General features: G+C 71.3%; 23 protein-coding genes. 10 read left to right on the forward strand and 13 right to left on the reverse strand.

Annotated features, from left to right (window positions below):
* Window positions 1-15: 15 nt before the first annotated feature.
* Window positions 16-369 (reverse strand): hypothetical protein, encoded by a 354-nt coding sequence (locus ACKTSN_RS32620; RefSeq protein WP_409472390.1) that lies wholly within the window; start codon window positions 367-369, stop codon window positions 16-18.
* Window positions 370-605: 236 nt separating this feature from the next.
* On the opposite strand from ACKTSN_RS32620, the gene ACKTSN_RS32625 reads away from it, so the two are divergent.
* Both ACKTSN_RS32625 and ACKTSN_RS32630 read left to right on the forward strand, forming a co-directional pair.
* On the forward strand, window positions 606-1,142 hold the full coding sequence (locus tag ACKTSN_RS32625; RefSeq protein ID WP_409472391.1) for a hypothetical protein: 537 nt from the start codon (window positions 606-608) through the stop codon (window positions 1,140-1,142).
* 127 nt (window positions 1,143-1,269) lie between these two features.
* Window positions 1,270-1,473, forward strand: coding sequence for a hypothetical protein (locus ACKTSN_RS32630; RefSeq protein WP_409472392.1), 204 nt, complete (start codon window positions 1,270-1,272; stop codon window positions 1,471-1,473).
* Window positions 1,474-1,678: 205 nt separating this feature from the next.
* Here ACKTSN_RS32630 and ACKTSN_RS32635 read toward each other — a convergent pair whose 3' ends face one another.
* On the reverse strand, window positions 1,679-2,362 hold the full coding sequence (locus ACKTSN_RS32635) for a DUF899 family protein (RefSeq protein WP_409472393.1): 684 nt from the start codon (window positions 2,360-2,362) through the stop codon (window positions 1,679-1,681).
* Between the two features lie 633 nt (window positions 2,363-2,995).
* On the opposite strand from ACKTSN_RS32635, the gene ACKTSN_RS32645 reads away from it, so the two are divergent.
* On the forward strand, window positions 2,996-4,093 hold the full coding sequence (locus ACKTSN_RS32645) for a PP2C family protein-serine/threonine phosphatase (protein ID WP_409472394.1): 1,098 nt from the start codon (window positions 2,996-2,998) through the stop codon (window positions 4,091-4,093).
* Window positions 4,094-4,114: 21 nt separating this feature from the next.
* Here the strand turns inward: ACKTSN_RS32645 and ACKTSN_RS32650 are convergent, their stop codons facing one another.
* Complete coding sequence (locus ACKTSN_RS32650; protein WP_409472395.1) at window positions 4,115-5,017, reverse strand: ketopantoate reductase family protein; 903 nt, start codon at window positions 5,015-5,017, stop codon at window positions 4,115-4,117.
* 228 nt (window positions 5,018-5,245) lie between these two features.
* On the opposite strand from ACKTSN_RS32650, the gene ACKTSN_RS32655 reads away from it, so the two are divergent.
* Window positions 5,246-5,476: a DUF2277 domain-containing protein gene (locus tag ACKTSN_RS32655; protein WP_409472396.1), complete on the forward strand. Its 231-nt coding sequence runs from the start codon at window positions 5,246-5,248 to the stop codon at window positions 5,474-5,476.
* Between the two features lie 23 nt (window positions 5,477-5,499).
* On the opposite strand, the gene ACKTSN_RS32660 is transcribed toward ACKTSN_RS32655, so the two are convergent.
* The 5 genes from ACKTSN_RS32660 to ACKTSN_RS32680 all read right to left on the reverse strand — a co-directional run bounded on the left by ACKTSN_RS32660 (window position 5,500) and on the right by ACKTSN_RS32680 (window position 11,268).
* Complete coding sequence (locus ACKTSN_RS32660; protein WP_409472397.1) at window positions 5,500-6,120, reverse strand: DedA family protein; 621 nt, start codon at window positions 6,118-6,120, stop codon at window positions 5,500-5,502.
* A 151-nt stretch (window positions 6,121-6,271) separates the two neighbouring features.
* Window positions 6,272-6,724, reverse strand: a complete 453-nt coding sequence (locus ACKTSN_RS32665) for a DoxX family protein (protein ID WP_409472398.1) — start codon at window positions 6,722-6,724, stop codon at window positions 6,272-6,274.
* Between the two features lie 78 nt (window positions 6,725-6,802).
* Window positions 6,803-8,686, reverse strand: coding sequence for an FAD/NAD(P)-binding protein (locus tag ACKTSN_RS32670; protein WP_409474980.1), 1,884 nt, complete (start codon window positions 8,684-8,686; stop codon window positions 6,803-6,805).
* A gap of 164 nt (window positions 8,687-8,850) precedes the next feature.
* Window positions 8,851-10,545, reverse strand: coding sequence for an alkaline phosphatase D family protein (locus ACKTSN_RS32675; RefSeq protein WP_409472399.1), 1,695 nt, complete (start codon window positions 10,543-10,545; stop codon window positions 8,851-8,853).
* 78 nt (window positions 10,546-10,623) lie between these two features.
* Window positions 10,624-11,268 carry an HNH endonuclease family protein gene (locus ACKTSN_RS32680; RefSeq protein WP_409472400.1) on the reverse strand — a complete coding sequence of 215 codons (645 nt, stop codon included), beginning with the start codon at window positions 11,266-11,268 and terminating at the stop codon, window positions 10,624-10,626.
* Window positions 11,269-11,656: 388 nt separating this feature from the next.
* On the opposite strand from ACKTSN_RS32680, the gene ACKTSN_RS32685 reads away from it, so the two are divergent.
* Together ACKTSN_RS32685 and ACKTSN_RS32690 are read left to right on the forward strand one after the other, a co-directional pair.
* On the forward strand, window positions 11,657-12,238 hold the full coding sequence (locus ACKTSN_RS32685; RefSeq protein ID WP_409472401.1) for a TMEM165/GDT1 family protein: 582 nt from the start codon (window positions 11,657-11,659) through the stop codon (window positions 12,236-12,238).
* A gap of 183 nt (window positions 12,239-12,421) precedes the next feature.
* Window positions 12,422-13,081, forward strand: a complete 660-nt coding sequence (locus ACKTSN_RS32690; protein WP_409472402.1) for an HAD-IA family hydrolase — start codon at window positions 12,422-12,424, stop codon at window positions 13,079-13,081.
* A 243-nt stretch (window positions 13,082-13,324) separates the two neighbouring features.
* On the opposite strand, the gene ACKTSN_RS32695 is transcribed toward ACKTSN_RS32690, so the two are convergent.
* Window positions 13,325-14,266: a peptidoglycan-binding domain-containing protein gene (locus ACKTSN_RS32695; RefSeq protein ID WP_409472403.1), complete on the reverse strand. Its 942-nt coding sequence runs from the start codon at window positions 14,264-14,266 to the stop codon at window positions 13,325-13,327.
* A gap of 185 nt (window positions 14,267-14,451) precedes the next feature.
* Between ACKTSN_RS32695 and ACKTSN_RS32700 the strand changes: the two genes are divergently transcribed.
* Window positions 14,452-16,503, forward strand: a complete 2,052-nt coding sequence (locus ACKTSN_RS32700; RefSeq protein ID WP_409472404.1) for an MDR family MFS transporter — start codon at window positions 14,452-14,454, stop codon at window positions 16,501-16,503.
* Here ACKTSN_RS32700 and ACKTSN_RS32705 read toward each other — a convergent pair.
* Window positions 16,487-16,990, reverse strand: coding sequence for a GNAT family N-acetyltransferase (locus tag ACKTSN_RS32705; RefSeq protein ID WP_409472405.1), 504 nt, complete (start codon window positions 16,988-16,990; stop codon window positions 16,487-16,489). The two genes, ACKTSN_RS32700 and ACKTSN_RS32705, sit on opposite strands and share 17 nt — an antisense overlap.
* Window positions 16,991-17,153: 163 nt before the next feature.
* On the opposite strand from ACKTSN_RS32705, the gene ACKTSN_RS32710 reads away from it, so the two are divergent.
* A complete protein-coding gene (locus ACKTSN_RS32710) occupies window positions 17,154-17,843 on the forward strand; it encodes a hypothetical protein (protein ID WP_409472406.1) in 690 nt (229 codons plus the stop codon).
* A gap of 3 nt (window positions 17,844-17,846) precedes the next feature.
* Window positions 17,847-18,335, forward strand: coding sequence for a hypothetical protein (locus ACKTSN_RS32715; protein WP_409472407.1), 489 nt, complete (start codon window positions 17,847-17,849; stop codon window positions 18,333-18,335).
* A gap of 25 nt (window positions 18,336-18,360) precedes the next feature.
* Here ACKTSN_RS32715 and ACKTSN_RS32720 read toward each other — a convergent pair whose 3' ends face one another.
* Window positions 18,361-18,771, reverse strand: a complete 411-nt coding sequence (locus ACKTSN_RS32720) for a DUF1992 domain-containing protein (RefSeq protein ID WP_409472408.1) — start codon at window positions 18,769-18,771, stop codon at window positions 18,361-18,363.
* A 119-nt stretch (window positions 18,772-18,890) separates the two neighbouring features.
* Here ACKTSN_RS32720 and ACKTSN_RS32725 point away from each other — a divergent pair, with 119 nt between their 5' ends.
* The gene (locus ACKTSN_RS32725; RefSeq protein ID WP_409472409.1) at window positions 18,891-19,283 is read left to right on the forward strand and encodes a hypothetical protein; all 393 of its coding nucleotides are present in this window, start codon (window positions 18,891-18,893) and stop codon (window positions 19,281-19,283) included.
* A gap of 21 nt (window positions 19,284-19,304) precedes the next feature.
* On the opposite strand, the gene ACKTSN_RS32730 is transcribed toward ACKTSN_RS32725, so the two are convergent.
* Window positions 19,305-19,976: an O-methyltransferase gene (locus ACKTSN_RS32730; RefSeq protein ID WP_409472410.1), complete on the reverse strand. Its 672-nt coding sequence runs from the start codon at window positions 19,974-19,976 to the stop codon at window positions 19,305-19,307.
* A gap of 301 nt (window positions 19,977-20,277) precedes the next feature.
* Window positions 20,278-21,663 (reverse strand): glycine betaine/L-proline transporter ProP, encoded by a 1,386-nt coding sequence (gene proP, locus ACKTSN_RS32735; protein ID WP_409472411.1) that lies wholly within the window; start codon window positions 21,661-21,663, stop codon window positions 20,278-20,280.
* Window positions 21,664-21,974 lie beyond the last annotated feature (311 nt).

Raw genomic sequence — 21,974 nt, forward strand, 5'->3', positions numbered from 1 at the left:
GGGCCTTGATCGTTTTCAGGGTTCCTCCCGCTCGGGTGCTGGTGGTGTCTCGTGCGTGTGCTTTAGCTTCGCGCGGGCGTCGACGCGGTCCGGGCCGGTGAGTTCAGACCAGTAGCGGTGGGTGGTGACGAAGATCGCGAGTTCGTGTTCGCGTTGGCGGAGCTTTTCGACCTCGGCCTGTTCGTCGGCCGTCCAGCCGGGGGAGGCGGGGCGTTCGATCTTGCGCCAGCCGCCGGTGTCGCTGAAGCCGTCCAGGGGCTCGACCGACCAGGGGAGCCGCTTCAGCAGGGCCGACAGCTCGGCCCGGACCTGATGCAGCTCCTCCTGACCGGCGCGGAGGTCGCTAGGGAAGTCATAGGTCGTAGCCACGCCGCAATGCTACGCCTGTTCGATTTTGGGTGGCGAGCTTCTTCTCGTGGTTCATGCGAACGGGTGTGCCTGATGTCCTGTGCCATCGAAGTCCGAGTGGTGCAGGGCGCCTTGGGCCGGTCTGGACGCAGCAACCAGAAGGCCCTCCATCGGGATTCGCCAGACCCCCGTCTGGTCGGCGGTCTACCGTACGGATATGCCGCGCCGCCTGCCGCGGTCACATAAGGAGGGATCCTGTGTCATCGCCCTGCGACCCCCAGTACGCCCCCGCCGGCGATGTGGGTGCAGCGCTCATGATGATCGACTCTCGGCTCAAAGCCATCTACGACGGCAGGACCGAGACCGACCCCGAACAGCAGCAGTTGATCGACCAGTTCACCGCGTCCTTGGGCCCCAGGGGAGTCCATGACCTGCTGGACGGCGCGTGCACGCTCATCTTCATGTTCATGAAGTGGCTGCAGATGGCATATGAGGAGCACGGCAAGGACGTCATCGAGTACGTGGTGCCCAACCTCGTGGCCACGATGCGCATGATGCCCAGGAGCGTCCGTCCCGAGGCCATCCCCACCATGGCCGGCCTGCTCGTCGCCGCAGGCACCGGCCTGAGCCCCAGCCTGTGGCGCAAGCAATACGGAGACTGGACCAAGGACGAGATGAATCCCCTGGAAGTCACCGCCTTCCTGCTCGCGGAGCACATCAACCGGCTCACCGACGACCGCGACTTCGCTACCCGCCTGATCACCAAAGCGATGTCCAGCGCGGACCAGGACTGACGTGCAGCATCTTCGCGAGAGCCCCTCAGGCGGTGTCATCGGACAGGGCTGTCTGTCCTGCGATAGCGAACCTTGACGGTTCGCCACTGAAGGCTGATCACTCGCGGCCGGGTAGGCTCACGGCGCTATGGAACAGCTGCCCGAGAGCGTGGACCGCGACATCCTGGAGCACCGGATCATCCATGCGCTCAGGACGATCCGCGAAACGTTGGGGTGCACCCTTCACCAGGCGCTCGATGTCTTCTCGCAGCGGTACGAGGAGCTCCGCCGCGATCGTCCGGACGACTTCGATCTGAGCCGGGACGAATATGGCCGAGGCTTCTACTCCTGATCCAGCGAACTCAGCCGGAGCGAGCCGCCGACCTGCGCGGTCAATGTTCAGTGGCACGAAGCGGCGTCGGTCGCCGCCGGCCGGCGGTCCACGGCGTTCTTCTCGGGTGTACGGCATTCCTGTGAATCCGCTCGGCCGTCCAGAGCACGCGCCGTGATATCTGACGAGACTCATGCCTTGAGCCGGCACCGCCGGTCGTCGGTGGTCAGTAGCCGAGGCTCGGGTACCAGTCGTCGCGGCCCTGCGGGGTCAGATCGAGGAGGTGCCAGACGGGGGCCAGGAGGTCGATGCCGCGCTCGTCGATGTCGTCGGCCATGCGTGGGTGGGTGGAGTAGAAATGGCGGACCGTGTCGTCGCCGTCGCGGGTGAAGACGGAGATGGTGGAGTCCTGTTCGCCGTCCTTGTCCTCGCTGCCCAGGTCGTACTTGAAGGTGCTGTCGCCGCAGCTCAGGAGCCGTAGCCGGTGCCAGCCGCGGTTGCGGGCGTGCTGCCGGAGGGCGGGCACGTCGGCGGCCGCGGCGACGGCGAAGTCGGCGTTGCGGGCGATGTGGTGGGCGATGCCGTTGAAGCCGTCGATCCAAAGAGTGCACATCGGGCAGGGGTCGGTCTGCAGCTTGCCGTACATGAAGTGGTAGACGATCAGCGGGCGGTCCGTGGCGGTGAACAACTCGCTCAAAGTGACCTCACGGACCGGTGTGTCACCGGCGTCGAGGTCGGCGGGGCCCTCGATGAAGACGTAGTCGTCGACGGGTGGCCCTTGAGGGAGCGCCCGTCGCTGGGCCGCGACCTTCTCGCGGTGGCGCATGAGGTCGATCTCGGCCAGGCGCAGCTCCTCGCGGGCGTCGAGGTAGTCCGCCGATTCGCCGGCCAGTCTGGTGTGCCGCAACATCGCGTCCTCCTGGGGTGCCCCCCCGGTCCCCGGTCCGGATCACGAGCTCCCCGTCCCGAACCGGCCCTTTGAGTCTATGGCGGCTCCACGGTCCGCCGACAGTTGAGCGGAAGTCCGGCTCTGCGCTGATCCGCGAGTGGACCGAGGAAATCGGCACCGTACGCAGGGGGCCCGGATGCTGCAACCGGCTGACAGCCCGGGCGTGGTATCAGTTTCACGTCGGCGGACGGTACGCAGAGGACGTTCCAGGACTCCACGGGTTCCGATCCACCGGCGTACGAGGAGGGCGAGCGGGTCGAGGTGCTCTACCACGCAGATTCCCCCGAGGACGCGCGGATCAAGGGGCTCGCCTCGCTGTGGCTGCTGTCACTGATCTTCGGTGGGATCGGGCTGTTGATCGCGGGGATCGGGACAGTCGTTGCGCCCGCGACGCGGGGACGTTCCTGGGCTGCATGTTCAATGCAGTGCTCAGTCACGACGGGTGGGACTGAGCGCCTGACCTGGTACAAGGGCGTTGAAGTGGAGAGTTCAACTTCGGCGAGGCAGGCTTTACCCATGCGGTCGGTACTCCGCCCAGCTCCTCGACCGGGAGCGTGCAGCCACAGCCGGGTCCTCCCCACACTCGTGAGGTGGATGCCCTTCGTCGTCGCGCTGGGCGTGCTGGTTGTCGAGTTCACCCCCGCCCACTTCATCTACACCGGCCCCCTGCTCGTCGCGACGCCGGCGCTGGCCGCAGTGACGACCGGCCCCGAGGGCACCGTCTCGGCGGCGGCTCTGGCTCTGGTGATCAGCGTGACCACCGCTACCTATAACCAGGCCTGGGGCACGCTGCAGGTCTATACCAATTTCCTGGCTCTTGCCCTGGTCTCCCTGGCCAGCTTCATCACGAGTAGCGCCGTGCGTGCGTACAGGCGGAGCGAGCTCGACCAGGTTCGCCGGATCGCCGTGGCAGCACAGGAGGTCATACTGCGGCCCGTCCCCGAGCGCCTGGGCCCGGTTCGGGCGGCCAGTCTGTGCCTCGCCGCCGGGACCGGGGCACAGGTCGGCGGTGATCTGTACGAGGCCGTGCAGACGCGCTACGGCGTCCGGATGATCGTGGGGGACGTCCGGGGCAAGGGACTGAACGCCATGCGCGCGGTCGCGGTGGCGCTGGGCGCGTTCCGGGTGGTCGCGCACTGCGAGGACGAGCTGATGGAGGTCATGGACCACTGCGCGGACGCGCTGCGGCGGGAGACAGCCGTGCCCGGTGCGTACGGCGAGGAAGTTCTGATGGAGGGATTCACCACCGCGCTCATGGCCCAGGTGCCGGACGACGCCGTGGTGCAACTGGTCAACCGCGGTCATCCGCCCCCGCTGCTGCTGCGCCAGGGCAGGGTCCAGGCTCTGATGCCCTCCTCGCCACTGCCGCCTCTCGGCCTGGAAGACCTCGTCACCGGCCCTCCCGAGAAGCCGGAGAGCCATCCGTTCGTTCCCGGCGACCGTCTGCTGCTGTACACCGACGGCGTGATCGAGGCCCGCAATCGCGACAACGACTTCTTCGACCTGCCGCAGGCCATGGAGGGCATAGGCGCAAGCACCACCCCGGCGGAGTTCCTGCACAAACTGCACAAGGCGTTGATCCGCCACACCGGGGGCCGCCTGACGGACGATGTGGCGATGATCCTCGTCGACCGGCTCGACGACGAAGCCGACAAGCAGGGTGGTGGAGCTGCTGCCGCCGCGCGTGGATGACGACCTCCGCCGGAGGTCCTGTCAGTGTCCGGCGTCCTTCAGCTCGCGGACCAGCCTTGCCGTCACGGGGGTGGATACGCCGTGGCGTTCGGCCGCGCGGAGCAACGCGCCGCCGATGGCGTCCAGTTCCAGTGGGCGGCCCGCTTCGGCGTCGCGTTGCATGGAGGACTTGGTGCCCGGCGGGAAGGCGTCGTAGCGGGCGAGGGCCTGGGCGGGGTCGGCCGGGCCGCCGCAGGCACGGCTCACCGCGGCCGTCTCCGCCACCAAGGCCGTCAACTCGTCGCGGTGCCGGGAGCGTACGTCGCCCAGGGGGAGGGCGTAACGGGTGGTGAGCAGCGCGAAGGGCGCGAGGAACGACATCTTCGCCCACAGGGCCGCCGCCTCGTCGTCCAGGACGCGGGTGGTGGGGCCGGCGTCCGCGAACGCCGCCGCCAGCGTGTCGAGACGCTCGCGGGATACGGGGTCGCCGGTCAGGTCGACCTCGGCGAAGGGGCTGGTGTGCTCGATCACGCCGGGGGCGACCCGGGTCGACTCCACGCGGATGACGGCCGGGGCGACCTGGTCGAGGCGGTAGCGGGAGCGGAGGAGGGAGGGGTGTTCGACGCTGTTCAGGAAGGGGACGAGCAGGCCGTCGCCCAGGACGCTGGCAGGGACGCGGGCGAGCGCGGCGTCCAGGGCCGTGTGCTTGACGGTGATCAGGCAGGCGTCGACCGGTTCGCGCAGCTCGGTGGCCGCTTCGACGTCGGCGGTGAAGTCGCCGAACCGGGCGCTGCGGACCCGGATGCCGGTGGTGCGCAGGGTGTCGGCGGTGGTCTCGCCGGCCAGGCAGATCACACGGTGCCCGGTGCGGGCGAGGAGGGCGGCGAGCAGGCCTCCCACTCCTCCGGGGCCCAGCACCGCAACGGTGAGCTTGTCGTGCGCCATGGAGTATGGCTCCTCTCGGTGGTCGGCCCCGGGGAGGTGGCCGCCTCGGAGTGGATCATTGCAGGCGGGGGTGGAGGAGGGGTACGGCGGGTTCGGAGTGTGAGACGGGAGACGTGGGGTGGGGTGTCGGCGGAGACGGCGGTCCGCCCTGGGGCCCCCAGGCCCTTAAGGCACTGGGGGAGGCACGACTGCCCGCAGCTGCGGCGGCAGTTGTGATGCACTGGACCCATGTGCCGCAGTATCAAGACGCTTCGTCCGCCGGCGTTGCCCGAGGAGGCCACCGGGGCCGAGATTCGGGCTGCCGCCCTGCAGTACGTGCGGAAGGTCTCCGGGTTCCGGGCGCCGGCCGTGCACAACCGGGAGGTCTTCGACCGCGCCGTCGATGTGATCGCCGAGGCGACAGCGGAGTTGTTGGCCGGGTTGGAGGTGCGGGGGCAGACGGCTCGGCAGGCGGGTTAGGGCCTGTCCGGCGGAGCAGAGGGCTACGCCGTCTCCCCGGGCTCCGGCCGCCGGCGCATCAGGTACGTCGCCGCCGCGCCGGCCGCGAACAGCGCCAGGACGGACACGCCCGTGGCGAGCCAGGTCGTGCCCAGCCAGTGGGCGCCGAAGTAGCCGAGGGCGACGCTGTACGTGGCCCAGGCGAGGCCGGCGAGGGCGGACCAGGGGACGAAGTCGCGGGCGCGGCGGTGTGCGGCGCCGGCGGTGAGGGAGACGACCGAGCGGCCGGCGGGCGCGAAGCGGGCGAGGACGACCAGGGCGCCGCCGCCCCGGGCCAGAGCCGTGCCGAGACGTTCCTGCGCGGTGCTCAGGCGGGGTGAGCGGGCGAGCGCGCGGTCCAGTCGGGCGCCGCCGCTCCAGGCCAGGCGGTATGCCACCAGGTCGCCCAGCACGGATGCGGTGGTCGCGCACAGCGTCAGGGCCAGGATGTCGGGGACGTTGTCCGGGACCTGGCCGGTCGCCGCGCCGGAGCCCGCGGCCGTCGCGGCCATGATGACAAGCAGGCCGCTCGGCAGTACCGGAACGAACACATCGAGGAGAACCGACACAGCGACCATGGCGTAGATCCATGGACTGCCTGTCAGTGACCCCACACTCTCCAGCACCGCGACTCCCCGTTGCTCCCCCGTGAGCCATAGAGCGTACGCCTGGGGTGTGACAGAAGGGTCACAGGGGGCTCGTGTGTTCGATGCCAACGCGACGGCGCCCTCCCTCACCCGGGTGAGGAGGGCGCCGTATGTCCAGGTTCCGGCAGGATCAGGTCGTCACCGGCGACCGCTCGCCCGCCGGCTTCTCCGCCGTCGTCGAGCGCTTGGCGAACAGCCGGTCCAGGCCCAGAGCGCCGGAGCCGGTGAATATCAGCAGGAACATGGCCCAGCAGTACAGGGCCGCGGCCTCGCCGCCGTTCTGGATCGGCCACAGGGCGCCCGGCTGGTGCACCTTGAAGTACGCGTACGCCATGGCGCCGGACGCGATGAACGCCGCGACGCGGGTGCCGAGGCCGAGCATGACCAGGGCGCCGCCGACGAGCTCGATGACGGCGGCGTACCAGCCGGGCCAGGTGCCCGCGGACACCGTCCCGCCCTGGCCGTCGGCGCCACCGAGGACTCCGAAGAGCTTGGAGGCACCGTGGCAGAAGAAGAGCAGGCCGATCACGATCCGGAACAGGGCGAGGACGTACGGTTGCGCGCTGTTGAGGCGTGCGGTCATTGTGGGGGGCTCCTACGGTCAGGCAAGCCAGGGTGACCTGCCGGTGACGTAATCGAAGGGAGTTCAGCGTAGGCAGTCCTAATCAATGCTTGCAAGTTCAACAACCTGTCGGTTTGCTGTCGCTCGCGGCTCCGCCGCCGTACGCAGCACGGCCCGAGCCACCCCGTCCGCGTCCGACAGCGTGACCGAATCCACCCCGGGCCGGGCCCCCGCCGCCGTCACCCAGTGCACGCCCTCCGTGGGCACCCCGAAGGCGAACCGCCGGGCGTGTGGCTCACCTCGACGGTCCACCAGTCGATAGGGCCGGGGTGTGACGTCCAGCCCTCCCGTTTCGTAACCGTCGACCGTGTGCGGGCGGCACTGTCCGGTCTTCAGCAGCCCGGCGAGCAGGTCGTCAGCGGTGCGGCGCAGCTCGGGCTCCGGCAGCCGGGCCTCGATGAGCGTCGTCACGCGGACTGCCGAGCCCGGTATGTCGGGCGAGTGCGCCACCCACGCCCCGTCCGCGCACCGCACCTCCAGGCGCGGCCCGAGCACCTCCACCACACCCGCCTCCACCAGCGCGGCCAGTTCCTCGATGCGGCGCCGGGGCGGGCCGATGGACAGGAAGGCGTTGAGCGGGGTGTACCAGCGGTCCAGATGGTCCCGGCGGGAGACGCCGGACAGTCCGCCGTGGTCGACGATCAGCCGGATCTCGTTGCGCAGGTCGCGCAGCACGTCCAAGGCGGCCTTGAGCGGGCCGTGCACATTGCCGAGGGCGGCCTGCGCGGCGTCCTCGCGCAGATGGGACAGGAGCCAGTCCCGCCACTGACCGGGGCCGTCGAAAGCGCGGCCCGCGTACGGGCGGGAGATCCGTTCCCAGCACCAGCGTTCGGCCGCCGGGACGCCGAACTCGTCGAGCAGGCGGGCCTCTTGGGGGTCGCGGTGGGGGACGGCGAGATAGTGCTCGGCGAACTCGGGGCGTCGTAGCAGCGTGGTGTAGTAGACCGTCTCCACCTCCTTCGCCACCAACGGCCATATCTCCGTCAGGAAGTCGGGTGCGTCGCCCGAGTCCGCACGTTTGCGGAAGCCCGCAATCACCTCCGGGGTCAGCACGAGCGGGGTGTGACGGCCGTACGGGCCCTTCGCGTTGTCGCCGCGCGCCTGGTACGGGATGCCGCGCCGGGAACCGGCGTACAGGCGTGGCTCGCGGCCGGAGGGGGCATAGCGCAGCCCCGCGTCGGAGGGGACGAAGCGGCCGCCGCGGCCGGTGGTCAACAGGGCCATGTGGTCGAAGAAGTTGAGACCCAGGCCGCGCAGCAGCACCGGTTCGCCGGGGGAGAGGGCGGACAGGTCCACGTCCGCCGGGTTGGCGGGCGGGATGTGCCGCAGGCCGTGGCGGTCGGCGTAGGCCGCCTGGCGCCGCTGCTCCGCGTCCGGGGCGGCCGGCAGATGGCCCTGCGCGAGGACGACGGCCGCGAGGCCGGTCAGCGTACGACCGTCGTCCAGGGCGAGCAGCTGACGGCCGTCGGGGCCGTCGTCGAGCCGTATCGCGCGGGCGGCGTGGATCTCGACGCGCACCTCGGGTGGGGCCTGCCGCACCACCTCGGCGAACACCCACTCCAGGTAACGGCCGTACTGCGCCCGGGTCGGATACTCGTCCGGCCCCAGCTCGCCGCCCGCCCACTCGTGCAGGCTCGGCCCCGGCCGGATCGGCCCCGAGCAGTCCACGCTGTCGTCGGTGAACAGGGTCACCTGCGAGGCCACGGTGTTCATCAGCAGCTCGGCCGACTGCGCGGTGCGCCAGACGCGGCCGGGGCCGGGCGGCGCCGGGTCGATCACATGGACCGTCAGCCGGCTGCCGGGCGGGAGGAGTTCACGGGCGGAGGCGCAGAGGCGTTCGAGGACGCTGGTGCCGCGCGGCCCGGCACCGACCAGAGCGACGGAGACCGGGTCGGGTGCGGACCCCGACCGGGCCCCCGGTATGGAGGACTCCGATGCGGACTCCGCGGTCGGTGCAGACAAAGCGGTGACTCCCGGGCGTGTGGGGCGCAGAGCGGCGAACCGTCCGACGGAAGCGGACGCTCGGCCTCATCATGCCTTCGGGGGCCACAGAAGCCAACGCGCGCCCCAGAGGTCCCGGATGTACCTCATGCGGTGGTGAGGACCGACTCCTCCACCGTCGTCAGCCGCGCTCCGCCCCGCCCGTCCGCCTTGGCCTGGTCCAGCCGCAGCCGCGCCGAACGGCCGTGCAGCGTCAGCGTCATGAGCTGGTTGCCGAACCACGGGCCGCCCGTGCGCCGCCAGTCGATCGGCGGGCGCGGGACACGGCCGTGCCCGGCGATCCGGCGGCCGAGGAAGCGGGCGAAGCCGCTCCAGCCGAAGCGGAAGCCGAGCCGGATCGACAGCGGGATGGAGTTGTGCACGGGGGAGCAGGTGAGCTGGACGACCCGGGCGTCGGGGCCGGCCGAGGGCCAGACGGGCTCGGCCACGTAGGCGTGGTGCACGTCCCCCGACAGCACGCACACCGTCGCCGGTGCCCCGTCCCCCGAACCCGCCTCGGCGATCAGCGCGGCCAGTGCGTCGAAGGAGCCGGGGAAGGCAGCCCAGTGCTCCAGGTCCGCCGCCCGCCGCACCTTCTCCCCGAACCGCGCCCAGCGCTCGCCCTTCTCGCCCCGGCACAGCGCTGCGTTCCACCCCTCCGCGTCGTGCACCAGGTGCGGCAGCAGCCACGGCAGGGAGGTGCCGATCAGGAGATGGTCGTACGAGCCCGGCTCGTCCAGCGCCTGGGTGCGCAGCCACTCCGCCTCGCCCGGGGCGAGCATCGAGCGCGCCTTTTCGTCGAGGACGCGGGCGGCACGGGTGTCCACCATCAGCAGCCGTACGCGGCCGAAGTCGCGCCGGTAGCTCCACCGCGGTTGAGCAGGGGCCGGCGCGGAGCGCCGTCCGTGAGGGGTGGTGGTCGGGTGACGGGCGGGCGGGTCGGCGTCGGCCTCGGCGGCGAAGGCGCGCAGGAGGTCGGTGGCGTCGGGTGTGTCGCGTACGGCCGCGTACAGGGCGTCGGTGGCCAGTTCGGCCGGGGACAGGTTCCCCAGGTGCTGGTGCACCCAGTACGACATCAGGCCGCTCAGCAGCCGCTCGCGCCACCAGTCGGTGGCCCGCATGTCGGCGAGCCAGGCGGCGGAGGTGTTCCAGTCGTCGATGACGTCGTGGTCGTCGAAGATCATGCAACTGGGGACGGTGGACAGCAGCCACCGCACCTCCGGGTCGAGCCACGATTCGTAGTAGAGCCGGGTGTACTCCTCGTAGTCGGCCACCTCCCGGCCCGGCGGCTCGCTGAGGTCGCGGCGGGCGGCGAGCCAGCGCTGGGTCGCCCGGGAGATCTCGTCGGCGTAGACCTGGTCGCCCAACAGCAGGAGCACGTCGGGTCGTTCGGCCGTGGGGTCGGCCGCGATGCGGGCGGCCAGGGTGTCCAGGGCGTCGGGGCCGACGGGGTCCTTCTCGTCGGCCGGGGGAGCGGCCCAGCGGCAGGAGCCGAAGGCGACGCGGACGGCGTCGCCGGTCGTCCCCGCGCGGATGACCGAGGGCGGGTACGGGGAGTCCGGCAGCGGCCACACGGGCGTGCCGTCGAGGAACACCTCGTACTCCGTCGCCGTGCCCGCAGTGAGGCCGCTGACCGGCACGAGGGCGTAGTGATGGCCCGCGACCTGGAAGGTGCGGGCCGTACCGCGGGCGCCGTCGGCGCAGCGCACCTCGGCGGTGCACGGACGGCTCGCCTCGACCCAGACGGTCGCGGACGAGCCGTCGGCGTACCTCAGCAGTGGCCCCAGGCGCAGTCCCGCCACGTGATCACCCTCCTCCGTCGCCCCGTACGGTACGGAACGACGGAGGTGAGCGGGGAGGTTCCGCGGGTCACGGTTCGATCAGCAGGGGGCCAGGTAGTTCTGCAGCGCGCTCTTCTCGGCCGAGTCGACCGAGAGGCCGTAGTAGTACTTCACCTGGACCCACGCGCGCACGTAGGTGCAGCGGTAGGTGGTGCGGGACGGCATCCAGGTGGCCGGGTCCTGGTCGCCCTTGGACTGGTTGACGTTGTCGGTGACCGCGAGGAGCTGCGGGCGGGTCAGGTCGTTGGCGAAGGACTGGCGGCGGGAGGTGGTCCAGCTGTCGGCGCCGGAGTCCCAGGCCTCGGCCAGCGGCACGAGGTGGTCGATGTCGACGTCGGAGGCGGCGCTCCAGGTGGCGCCGTCGTACGGGGAGTACCAGCTGCCGCTGGTGGCGGCGCAGGCGGAGTCGGTGACGACGCCCGAGCCGTCGCGCTTGAGGACGGTCTCACGGGTGTTGCAGGAGCCGCTGATGGTGATCCAGTGCGGGAAGAGGTCCCGGTTGTAGCCGGTGCGGTCCTCGGTCGCCACAGTGAGCTGGGCGAGGTAGCTGCGGGCGGTGGCGCCGCTGACCGGGGTGGGGAGGGCGGCGGAGGCGGTGGGGGCGTTGAAGAGGGCCACGGAGGCTATGAGGGCGCTGAACGCCGCGACTGTGCTCAGCCGTCGACGCGCGTAGAACCTGGGCATGCGAACTCCCTTGGGGATGTGGGGGTGTTGGCGTGCGAGCGAGGGAATGCTCGCGGTGCCGTGTTGCGCACGGGTGTGCGTTTGGTGAGAAGTTAATGACGTGTGCATGACACGACAAGGTTCAAGGCGGAACTTTTCGCTCCAGAGGTGTCGCGTACGATGGACGGCGCAGAAGGGGAGTAGCTCTTCGCCGGACCGTCGACATACTGCTCAGCTCGTCTGAGCCGGCGCCCGGAGGCGGGCCTCGAAGGTGAGGCCGGCCAGCGAGACCTTCGGCAAGCAGTGCACGCCCGAGCCGTACGGCACGGGTGCCACGTGTGCTGCCGTGCCGAGGTGTCGCTGACGACGTACGACTCTCGGTGGGGCGGCCCCGACCGATTGAGGAACCTTGATCAGCATCACCGTCACGGCGCTCGTCTTCGGCGTCGTCTTCCTTGCCGAACTGCCGGACAAGACCGCACTCGCCGGCCTCGTCCTCGGCACCCGCTACCGCGCTTCCTACGTCTTCGCCGGTGTCGCCGCCGCGTTCGCGCTGCATGTCGCGCTCGCCGTCGCGGCGGGCAGCGTGCTGACGCTGCTGCCGCAGCAGGTCGTCCACGCGGTGACCGGTGTGCTCTTCCTGGGGGGCGCGGCGATGCTGCTCAGGCAGAAGAGCGAGGACGAGGAGGAGATCCGCAAACCGGAGGACCAGTCTTTCTGGAAGGTCGCCGGGGCCGGGTTCATGCTCATCCTCGTCGCCGAGTTCGGGGATCTGACGCAGATCATGACGGCGAACCTCGCGGCGCGTTACGACGATCCGCTGTCCGTCGGGCTGGGGGCGGTGCTGGCGCTGTGGGCGGTGGCGGGACTGGGCATCGTCGGTGGACGGGCGCTGATGAAGAGGGTGCCGCTGGGGCTCATCACGAAGATCGCGGCGTTGCTGATGCTGGGGCTCGGGGTGTGGAGTCTGTGGGAGGCCGTCGCCGGGTGAGCTGAACGCCCGGTGAACGGTTCCTCAAGGCGGTGGCGGCACGCAGGGTTATTTTGTACCGTGGAGAAACAAAGTGGTTCCCGTCCGTTTTCCCTGACCGGCGGGCGGGGCCACCTTGTCCCTTCGAGGGTCACCTTGTGCCTTCGGGGCTGCCGCCCCGCACCCCGCCTCCTGGAGCTGCCGATGCCGGCCACCACCGTGCTCACCGCCCGCGCCCTCCTGCTCGACATGGACGGCACCCTGGTCAACTCCGACGCCGTGGTGGAGCGCATCTGGCGGCGCTGGGCCGAGCGGCACGGGCTCGACGGGGACGAGGTCATGAAGGTCGTCCACGGGCGGCAGGGGTACGCGTCGATGGCCGTGCTGTTGCCGGACCGGCCGATGGGGCAGAACCTTGCGGACAACGCGCGGATGCTCGCGGAGGAGACGGCGGACATGGACGGCGTCGTGCCGGTGCCGGGGGCGGCGGAGTTTCTGGCGTCCCTGCGGGGGCTTCCGCATGCGCTGGTGACCTCGGCGGATGTTGCGTTGTCGACGGCGCGGATGGCTGCGGCGGGGCTGGGGATGCCTGATGTTCGTGTGACCGCTGAGTCGGTGGGGGCGAGTAAGCCCGATCCCGAGGGGTTCTTGAAGGGGGCCGCGGAATTGGGGGTGGCGCCTGCGGACTGTCTCGTCTTCGAGGATTCGGGGGCCGGGATTGCGGCCGGGCGGGCGGCTGGGATGCGGGTTGTGGGGGTCGGGGTGCGGGCGGGGGGTTGTCGGCCGGATGTGCTGGTGCCGGATTTGAGGGGTGTGCGGGTGGAGGCGGGGGCTGGTGGGGTGATGCGGGTGTACGTCGGGTAGGGGCGACGTCCGGTTGTGGCTTACGTCGGGTTGTGACTGACGTCGGATGGTGCGGGGCGTTGCGGCTGGCGCGGGGTGGGTGGCGCAGCCCGGCGCTTACGGGGTGCCGCCCGCGCCCACCCTCCCCCACTCTCGGCTTCGCTCGAGCGGGGGGACCCCCATCGCCCTGGGGGTCCCCCTCTGGGGGAGGCACGACTGCCCGCGGACTGAGGCGTGTACCCGTGGGCCGGCGCTCGGCTTGCCTTAAGGTTCCGACGTTTCCGACTCCAGGCGTTCCCGGGTCTTCTCGTCGTAGACCCCCAGTTCGTCCGGCTGTACGCCGCGTGCCCACTGGTAGTTGCGTACGGCTTCCTCTACGCGGTGGTTGTAGTGGCCGTGGGGTTCTTCGTTGTACAGGTACAGCTGGCGCAGGCGGAGTTGGAGTTCGACGACCTCGGGGCCGTCGTCGCCGGGGCGTAGGACGGGGGTGTCCTCGTCGCGGTCGTTGTCGGGGGCCTCGGGGGCGGTGGCGCCGGTCGTTGTCGCCGTGGGGGTGGAGGTGGCCGACCCGGGCGGGGTCGGGGATGCGGTGGGCGCCGAGCGGGTCGGGGTGGGGGACGGGGACGTCGGGCTCGTCGTCGGTGACGGCGTCGTGGGTGTCGGTGTCGCCGAGGGGGCGGTCGTGGACGGTGTCCGGGGTGCCTCGCTGGTGCGTGCGTCGGGTACGGCCTCCCGTACGTCCTGCGGCAGGGCGTCGTCGCGCGACGGCGTCTCGTAGGAGAACAGCCCGCTCGCGAACCCGGCCGCCGCGATGACGGCGACGACGGCGCCGGCCGCCGCGAGCAGTGCCGTACGGCGATGGTTGCGGGGCCGCTCCGGGTCGGCGTCCGGGGTCGGCGCGTCCGGATCCGGGGCCTCGGACGGCCGTAGGCCGGTGGCGCTGGGCGTGGGGAGCGGGTCGGGTTCGGCGGCGCGCAGGGGCATCGTGACCTCGGCGTCCGGGGGAGCCTGCGTCGCCTCCTCCCCGTCGAGGTCCACGTACGGCCGGATGCGCAGCGGATCAAAGTCCTCCGCCGCCGCCTGTTCCGCCGTACGGGCGTCACGCAGCGCGTCGGACGCACGCCGGCCGCAGGCACAGGACGGGGTGTTGTCCGCCCCCCTGGGCGCCCCGCACTCCGGGCACTGGTGCCCCTTCGGCTCCACCACGCGTCCGTCCCCTCCCCTCGCGACTCCTCGCGACCCCAGAGATTATGCAGATCTCGTGGAGGTCCTGTTCCCGAAGCCCCCGGAGTCACGGCGGAACCACACCTTCCAAGCGGACTCGACAGGCCATAACCGGGCAGACCGCCCACGATGGATGGCGTAACCACGGCAGCCATCGGGAGGTCTCCATGGCGGGGGATACGCGCGGCAGGACGAGGGACGTCCCGGGCGCCGGCGCCCAGGAAGGCGTGCCCGGCGGTGTCCTCGTGTCGCTGGGCGCACTGCTCCTCGGCATGCTGCTCGCCGCCCTCGACCAGACGATCGTGTCGACCGCGCTGCCGACCATCGTCAGCGACCTCGGCGGTCTGGAGCACCTGTCCTGGGTGGTCACCGCGTATCTGCTGGCGTCGACCGCCGCGACCCCGCTGTGGGGCAAGCTCGGCGACCAGTACGGGCGCAAGCGGCTGTTCCAGACCGCGATCGTGATCTTCCTGGTCGGCTCCGCGCTGTGCGGTATGGCGCAGAACATGCCGCAGCTCATCGCCTTCCGCGGCCTCCAGGGCCTGGGCGGCGGCGGGCTGCTGGTGCTGTCGATGGCGATGGTCGGCGATCTCGTGCCGCCCCGCGACCGCGGCCGCTACCAGGGGCTGTTCGGTGCGGTCTTCGGCACGTCGAGCGTCCTGGGGCCGCTGCTCGGCGGGCTGTTCACCGAGCACCTGAGCTGGCGCTGGGTCTTCTACATCAACCTGCCGGTCGGTGTCGTCGCGCTCGTCGTGATCGCGACCGTGCTGCACCTGCCGCGCACGGCCACCCGGCACGTCATCGACTACCTGGGCACCTTCCTCATCGCGGCCGTCGCCACCTGCCTGGTGCTGGTCGCCTCCCTCGGCGGCACCACCTGGGCCTGGGGCTCGCCGCAGATCGTCGGGCTCGCGGTGCTCGCCGTCCTGCTCGCCGTGGCGTTCGTGCTGGTCGAGCGGAGGGCGGCGGAACCCGTCCTGCCGCTGAAGCTGTTCCGTATCCGCACCTTCACCCTCACCGCCGCCATCAGCTTCATCATCGGTTTCGCCATGTTCGGCGCGTTGACCTACCTGCCGACCTTCCTGCAGGTCGTCCACGGCATCACGCCGACCTGGTCGGGCGTGCACATGCTGCCGATGGTGCTGGGCCTCCTGCTGGCCTCCACCACCTCCGGCCAGATCGTCAGCCGCACCGGCCGCTGGAAGGTCTTCCCCATCCTCGGTACCGGCGTCACGACCCTCGGCCTGCTCCTGCTCAAGGAACTCGACGAACACAGCTCCGACGCCGTGATCAGCGGCTCCCTCTTCGTCTTCGGCCTGGGACTCGGCCTGGTCATGCAGGTGCTGGTGCTCATCGTGCAGAACGCCGTCTCGTACCAGGACCTGGGCGTCGCCACCTCCGGCGCGACGTTCTTCCGCTCCATCGGGGCCGCCTTCGGAGTCGCCATCTTCGGCACGCTCTTCGCCGGCCGCCTCGACGACGCTCTGGCGTCCGCCTTCCGCGGCGTACAGCTCCCGCCCGGCGTGTCGATCGACTCCCTGGAAGCCGACCCGCGCGGCATCGCCGACCTGCCACCGGGGCTGCGCCCACCGGCCCTGCACGCGTACTCCTCGTCCATCACGGACGTCTTCCTGTACGCCGCTCCCGTCGCTCTCCTCGGCTTCGTGCTGGCGTGGTTCCTGAAGGAGGACCGGCTGCGCGGCTCGGTCACGGCACCCGACGTCACCGAGACGCTGGCCAGCAACCCCGTACAGCGGTCGTCGTACGACGAGGTGTGCCGCGCCCTGTCGGTGCTCGGCACCCGCGAGGGCCGGCGCGAGGTCTACCGGAAGATCACCGCACGCGCGGGCTACGACCTGCTGCCGGCGGCGAGCTGGCTGTTGCTGCGGATCAAGCGGTACGGCTCCGTGGAGCCGGGCGTGCTCGCCGAGCGTGCCACTGTCCCGCTGGGTGCCGTCCTGGAGGCCGCCCGGCAGATCGAGGAACGGCGGTTGGCCGTCCGGGAGGGCCTCGACCTCGTCCTCACCGAGCAGGGCCGCGTGATCGCCGAACGGCTCGCGCACGCCCGTGAGGAGTCCCTGGCCGGGCTGCTCGGCGACTGGTGGGGCCCGGACCGGCCCACCGACCTGGTGCAGCTGGTCAGGCAGCTGAACGAGGAGCTGTGCGGCTCGGACCGGGAGGAGCCGCACGCAGAGCGCCCGGTCACCCGCTCGGGATGAGCCGCTTGCCGAACCAGTGCTCGGCGTACGGGTCGGAGTTGTGTGCCGCGGTCTCCTCGTAGCCGAGCCGCGCGTACAGCGCCCGCGCCTCCACCAGGTCGCTCCGCGTGTCGAGGATCATCCGCTCGGCGCCCAGCGTTCGCGCGGCGTCCTCGGCGGCGGCGACGAGCAACGCCGCCCCGCCCTTCCCGCGCAGCTCCGGCAGCAGGAACACCCGCGTGAGCTCGGCGGTCGACGGATCGCCCGTCAGCCGTACGCCCGCGGTGCCGGCGGCCGTGCCGTCGTACCGCGCCACCAGCAGAAGCCCGGCGGGCGGGGTGAGGTGGTCGCCCGCGTTCGCCGCGATCTCCCGCTCCAGTTCGGCCGGGTCGGCCCGGCGGCCCTGGTGCAGCAGGTACCAGCGGTCGCTGACCTCCGTGTAGTACGCCCGCCAGAGCGCGGCGGCGTCCGCGGAGTCGACGGGTTCGGGAGCGACGGTCCAGGCCATGCCGCTCATTGTCGGGAGACGGTGTGCGGGGCCCGCAACCGAATATGCGTCACCTCGGGCTCCGGCCGCGGACGGGGGTCGTTTGGGCGGGGGTGGGCGGGCAACCCGGTCAGCGGACCGGCCCGGTGAAGGGCCGGTCGGGTCGAGAACCCGGAAGGCATTCATGTCTGGCTGGATCATTGCTCTGATCGTGATTGCGGCGGTGGTCGTCCTCATCGCGGCCGCCCTGGCCCTGCGCGGCCGTGGTGCGACCGGCGGACGGGACCTGCGGCGACGCTTCGGGCCCGAGTACGACCGGGCCGTGGCCCGGCACGACGGCGACACCAAGGCCGCCGAGCGCGAACTCACCGAACGCCTGGAGCGCCACGGCAACCTGCGGGAACGGCCCCTCGAGCCCGTGCAGCGCGAGCAGTTCGAGGCCCGCTGGACGGCCGCCCAGGAGCGGTTCGTCGACTCGCCGCAGGACGCGGTGAGTGAGGCGGACCGGCTGCTCGCGGAGCTGGCCGGGGCGCGCGGCTTCCCGGGCGGCGGGCAGTACGAGGAACAGCTCGCCGCGCTGTCCGTGCACCACGCGGACCACGTGCACGGCTACCGGCGCGTCCACCGCATCGCACGCGCACAGGTCGGCGGCGCCCAGGAAGGGCGGACGGACGCCGCGCAGGACGGGCCCGCCGCCACCGAGGAGATGCGTGAGGCGATGGTCGAGGCCCGCGCCCTGTTCGACGACCTGGTACGCCCGGCCCGCGAGGACGACCGGCGCCCCGTCGCCGAGGAGAAGACCAGGCGCCCTGCCCACGCCGGTGGCCGCTCGCACCTGCTGTGGGGCTTCGGGCGGCACGCGAAGGGGAGTTGAGGCATGACCGACGTGACACGACCCACGGGCGGCGGCGCGGAGGGCGAGCCCGACCGCACCGGGCGCCGCGAGAACCTCACCGGCCACGAGGCGGCCCCCGCGACGGCCCGCGAGGCCGGCGGCACCGGCGGCACCGCGCGCGACGAGGCGCCCGTCCCGAGCCCCGGTCCCTCGGGACCCGCGGACCCGGCCGCCCCCGCGGCCCGTATGGCCCCGCTGCTCCCGCACGACGAGACCGACAAACTGGGACTGCGGATGCAGCAGGCGGTCTCCGGGTTCGTGGACGGCCCGCGGGCCGCCGTCGAAGAGGCGGACCACGTGCTGGAGGAGATCGCCGCCCGCTTCACGGACGCGGTGACCCAGCGGCGCCGTACCCTGCGCAGGTCCTGGCAGTCGACGGACGAGGGCACGCCCGCGACCACCGACACCGAGCAACTCCGTCTGGCCCTGCAGGACTACCGCGAGCTGGCGGAGCGGTTGCTGCGCCCCTGACCTTCCAAGAGGCCGCCGTGACCTGCTAAGAAGCCGCCGTCCGGCGCTCCCGCCACTGTCGTACGACATCCTCGACGTCGTACGGCTTCAGACCCAGCGGTGGGCCGGGCGGCGGCTTGAACATCATGTCGCGGATCCTGACGTTGATGTCCTCGACGATCTTGCGCACGGCCCGCTCGGACGGTGCCTTCGCGGCGGCCACGAGGGCGTCCTCCGCCTCCTTGCGCAGGGCGAGCGTCGGCGGCAGGACCGACAGGCCCTCGCGGGCCAACTTGCGCTTGATCCACCACTGTTCGTCGTACGTCGCCTCGACGTCTTTCGGCAGGGGCTTGCCCGCGCCCGGCAGATGCGCGAAGTCGCCGCGCGCCTCCGCGTCGCGGATCTGTTTGTCGGTCCAGGACTCGAAGCTCACGCCCGGTGGCTTTCGCTCGGTCATGGGGCCATTGTGCCGGACGCCGTCACGCCGGGCGATTTATCATTCGGCGGCGGTGGGCCAACCAGTCCGCCGGGCAAGGACGTTGAGCCCCGCGCAGGGACGTGACAAAAGGAGCGCACGTGCTCGAACTCACCATGGCCACCGTCTCCGGGGCGGAGGCGGGCGCCACGGCCGGCATGCTCATGGCCGACGCGCCCAGCGAGCCGGGCGCCGTGCTGCGGGTGGGCCGGGACAAGTCCGTGTGCCGGCTCGCCACGCCCGACGACTGGCTGTTCGTCTCGCGGGTCCACCTGGAGTTCCTGTGCGGCCCGGACGGCAGCTGGCAGGTGACCTGGCTGCGCGGCTCGCAGCCGGACCCGTCCTCCGAGGTCCGGCTGATGGCCGGCGGGTACGCCCAGCCCATCGCCTACGGCGGCACCGTACCGCTGCCGCGGGGCGGCAACGGAGAGATCGTCATCCAGGACCGCACCGCGCCGCGCAGCGTCAACGTCGGCTTCTACCACGAGCTCTGAGCGGCGGCCGGACATTCCTGGCTACGCCAGGACCCGTGCCAGCGCGAAGCCGTCGTAGCCCTTGCTGCCCACCGTCTGGATCGCCGTGCCGCTCAGCCTGGGATGGGAGCCGATCAGCTCGATGGCGGCGCGGGTGCCCTGGACGTCCGGCTCGGTGCTGGCCGCGTCGGTGACGCGGCCGCCGCGTACGACGTTGTCGACGATGATCAGGCTGCCGGCGCGGGTGAGCCTGAGGGCCCACTCCACGTAGTGGGCGTTGTTGGCCTTGTCGGCGTCGATGAAGACCAGGTCGAAGGGCGGCGGGTTCTCGTCGGCGAGCTGGGGCAGCGAATCCAGCGCCGGGCCGACCCGCACCTCGACGAGCTTGTCGAGGCCCGCGCGGGCGATGTTGCGGGTGGCGACCTCGGCGTGCTTGGCGCTGTACTCCAGCGAGATGAGGCGGCCGTCGGCGGGGAGGGCGCGGCCGAGCCAGATGGTGCTGTAGCCGCCGAGCGTGCCGATCTCCAGGATCGTCCGGGCACCCTGGATCTGGGCGAGGAGTTGGAGCAGCTTGCCCTGAGAGGCCGTGACGTTGGCGCGCGGCAGTTCGGCGGCCTCGCTGTCGCGCAGGGCGGCCTGGAGGGGCTCGTCGTCGGGGGAGAGATGGGTGCGGAAGTAGTCGTCCACTGCGTCCCAGGTCTGCGACTCGCTCATGCGCATTGCCTCTCGTGTGCGAAGCGGTTCCATAATTAGGGCCTCTAACTAGTTGCCCTAATGAAGGTAGTCGTCACGGGGTTCCGCGGCGAGAGCGGCACGCCGACGGGATGCTGGCCGCGCCTGCCCGTGCGTCCGGTGACGAGCCGCCGCTTTGCAGGTGCCCGGCGTCGGGGCTGGCGGAGGGGCGGGTTGCGCAGCCCGGCGCCGAGGGGGTGCCGCCCGCGCCCACCCGTGCCGCCCCAGCGGCACGACTGCCCGCGGACTGTGGGGGCGAGCCCGCGGGCACCACAGCCCCGCGTCAGCGCTCAACAGCCTCCGCCGGCTCCAGAGCTGGCGCCGAGCCCGGCAGCGGGCGGCCCGCTGATTCCGTCATGAACCAGACCGCGACACCGCCGATCACAGCCGCCGCCATCATGTAGTACGCGGGCATCATCATGTTGCCCGTCGCCCCGATCAGCGCCGTGACCACCAGCGGCGTCGTACCGCCGAAGAGGGAGACCGAGATGTTGAAGCCGATGGAGAGGGAGCCGTAGCGGACCCGGGTCGGGAACAGGGCGGGGAGGGCGGAGGGCATCGCCGCCGTGAAGCAGACCAGCAGCAGACCCAGGGCGCCCATGCCCAGAGCGACAGCGCCGAGGCTGCCCTGGCGGATCAGCAGCAGCGCGGGGATGGACAGGGCCAGGAAGCCCGCGCAGCCCGCCGCGATCACCGGGCGGCGGCCGATGCGGTCGGTCAGGGCGCCGGTGAAGGGCTGGGCGATCATCATCAGCGCCATCACGCCCAGGACGACCAGCAGGCCGTGTGTCTCGTCGTAGTGGAGCTCGCTCGTGAGGTAGCTCGGCATGTACGACAGCAGCATGTAGTCGGTGACGTTGAAGACCAGCACCAGGCCCATGCAGAGGAGCAGGGCCCTCCACTGGCCGGAGATCATCTCGCGCATCGGCACCTTCGGCCGGGCCGACTCCGCCTTCTCGACCTCCGCCGCGAAGGCCGGGGTCTCCTCCAGACGCATCCGCAGGTACAGGCCGATGAGGCCCATCGGGCCCGCGATCAGGAACGGGATCCGCCAGCCCCAGGACAGCAGGTCCTCGGAGGACAGGAGGGCGGTCATGAGGGTGACCAGGCCCGCACCGCCGATGTAGCCGGCGAGCGTGCCGAACTCCAGCCAGCTGCCGAGGAAGCCGCGCCGCCGGTCGGGTGCGTACTCGGCGATGAAGGTGGACGCGCCCGCGTACTCGCCGCCGGTGGAGAAGCCCTGCACGAGGCGGGCGGCCAGCAGCAGGATCGGCGCGCCGACGCCGATCGCGGCGTACGACGGGATCAGGCCGATGGCGAACGTGCCGATCGCCATCATGATCATGGTGAGGGCCAGGACCTTCTGGCGGCCGATACGGTCGCCCAGCGGGCCGAAGACCATGCCGCCCAGCGGGCGGACCAGGAAGGCCGCGGCGAAGGCGCCGAACGTGGACAGCAGCTGAGCCGTCGCGTTCCCCGTGGGGAAGAAGACCTTGCCCAGGGTCACGGCGATGTAGCTGTAGACGCCGAAGTCGAACCACTCCATGGCGTTGCCGAGCGCGGCCGCCTTCACGGCGCGCTTCACGAGGGCCGGGTCGGTGACGGTGACGTCCGCGGTGGGGGTGGTGGTCGGGGACGGATGCGGGGCGGCGACTGTGGCAGTCGTCAAAACTTCGCTCGCCTACCTTTCGACGGGGACAGGGGCGGGCCCGTCCGGCGTCGGCGGCGGCAGGCCAAAAAGCGACCATAGGGGCACTTGTCCCGATTACGCACCGTGGCTGTTTCGTTGCATGGGGCAGGTAAATGCCGTATGTCCAGGAGCGTCGGCCCGCTCCGGAACCCGTCATTCCGGCGCCGACTGTGATCCATCTCGCGCCCGGTGGAGGCAACCCGGCCCCCCTCCCACTATCGTCTTCCGACAAAAGGAGAGCGGACGTCAGGTGAAGCGGGGGTTGCCTGCGTCCCCCTCCGGGGGTGGTT

It is taken from the genome of Streptomyces flavusporus, assembly GCF_046267975.1.
GTDB lineage: Bacteria > Actinomycetota > Actinomycetes > Streptomycetales > Streptomycetaceae > Streptomyces > Streptomyces flavusporus.

What these genes read in the sequence shown, in the direction of transcription:
- ACKTSN_RS32630 (WP_409472392.1), top strand. Translation starts at nt 1,270, where the DNA reads ATGGAACAGCTGCCCGAGAGCGTGGACCGCGACATCCTGGAGCACCGG.
- ACKTSN_RS32635 (WP_409472393.1), bottom strand. Translation starts at nt 2,362, where the DNA reads ATGTTGCGGCACACCAGACTGGCCGGCGAATCGGCGGACTACCTCGAC.
- ACKTSN_RS32645 (WP_409472394.1), top strand. Translation starts at nt 2,996, where the DNA reads ATGCCCTTCGTCGTCGCGCTGGGCGTGCTGGTTGTCGAGTTCACCCCC.
- ACKTSN_RS32650 (WP_409472395.1), bottom strand. Translation starts at nt 5,017, where the DNA reads ATGGCGCACGACAAGCTCACCGTTGCGGTGCTGGGCCCCGGAGGAGTG.
- ACKTSN_RS32655 (WP_409472396.1), top strand. Translation starts at nt 5,246, where the DNA reads ATGTGCCGCAGTATCAAGACGCTTCGTCCGCCGGCGTTGCCCGAGGAG.
- ACKTSN_RS32665 (WP_409472398.1), bottom strand. Translation starts at nt 6,724, where the DNA reads ATGACCGCACGCCTCAACAGCGCGCAACCGTACGTCCTCGCCCTGTTC.
- ACKTSN_RS32680 (WP_409472400.1), bottom strand. Translation starts at nt 11,268, where the DNA reads ATGCCCAGGTTCTACGCGCGTCGACGGCTGAGCACAGTCGCGGCGTTC.
- ACKTSN_RS32690 (WP_409472402.1), top strand. Translation starts at nt 12,422, where the DNA reads ATGCCGGCCACCACCGTGCTCACCGCCCGCGCCCTCCTGCTCGACATG.
- ACKTSN_RS32700 (WP_409472404.1), top strand. Translation starts at nt 14,452, where the DNA reads ATGGCGGGGGATACGCGCGGCAGGACGAGGGACGTCCCGGGCGCCGGC.
- ACKTSN_RS32705 (WP_409472405.1), bottom strand. Translation starts at nt 16,990, where the DNA reads ATGGCCTGGACCGTCGCTCCCGAACCCGTCGACTCCGCGGACGCCGCC.
- ACKTSN_RS32710 (WP_409472406.1), top strand. Translation starts at nt 17,154, where the DNA reads ATGTCTGGCTGGATCATTGCTCTGATCGTGATTGCGGCGGTGGTCGTC.
- ACKTSN_RS32715 (WP_409472407.1), top strand. Translation starts at nt 17,847, where the DNA reads ATGACCGACGTGACACGACCCACGGGCGGCGGCGCGGAGGGCGAGCCC.
- ACKTSN_RS32720 (WP_409472408.1), bottom strand. Translation starts at nt 18,771, where the DNA reads ATGACCGAGCGAAAGCCACCGGGCGTGAGCTTCGAGTCCTGGACCGAC.
- ACKTSN_RS32730 (WP_409472410.1), bottom strand. Translation starts at nt 19,976, where the DNA reads ATGAGCGAGTCGCAGACCTGGGACGCAGTGGACGACTACTTCCGCACC.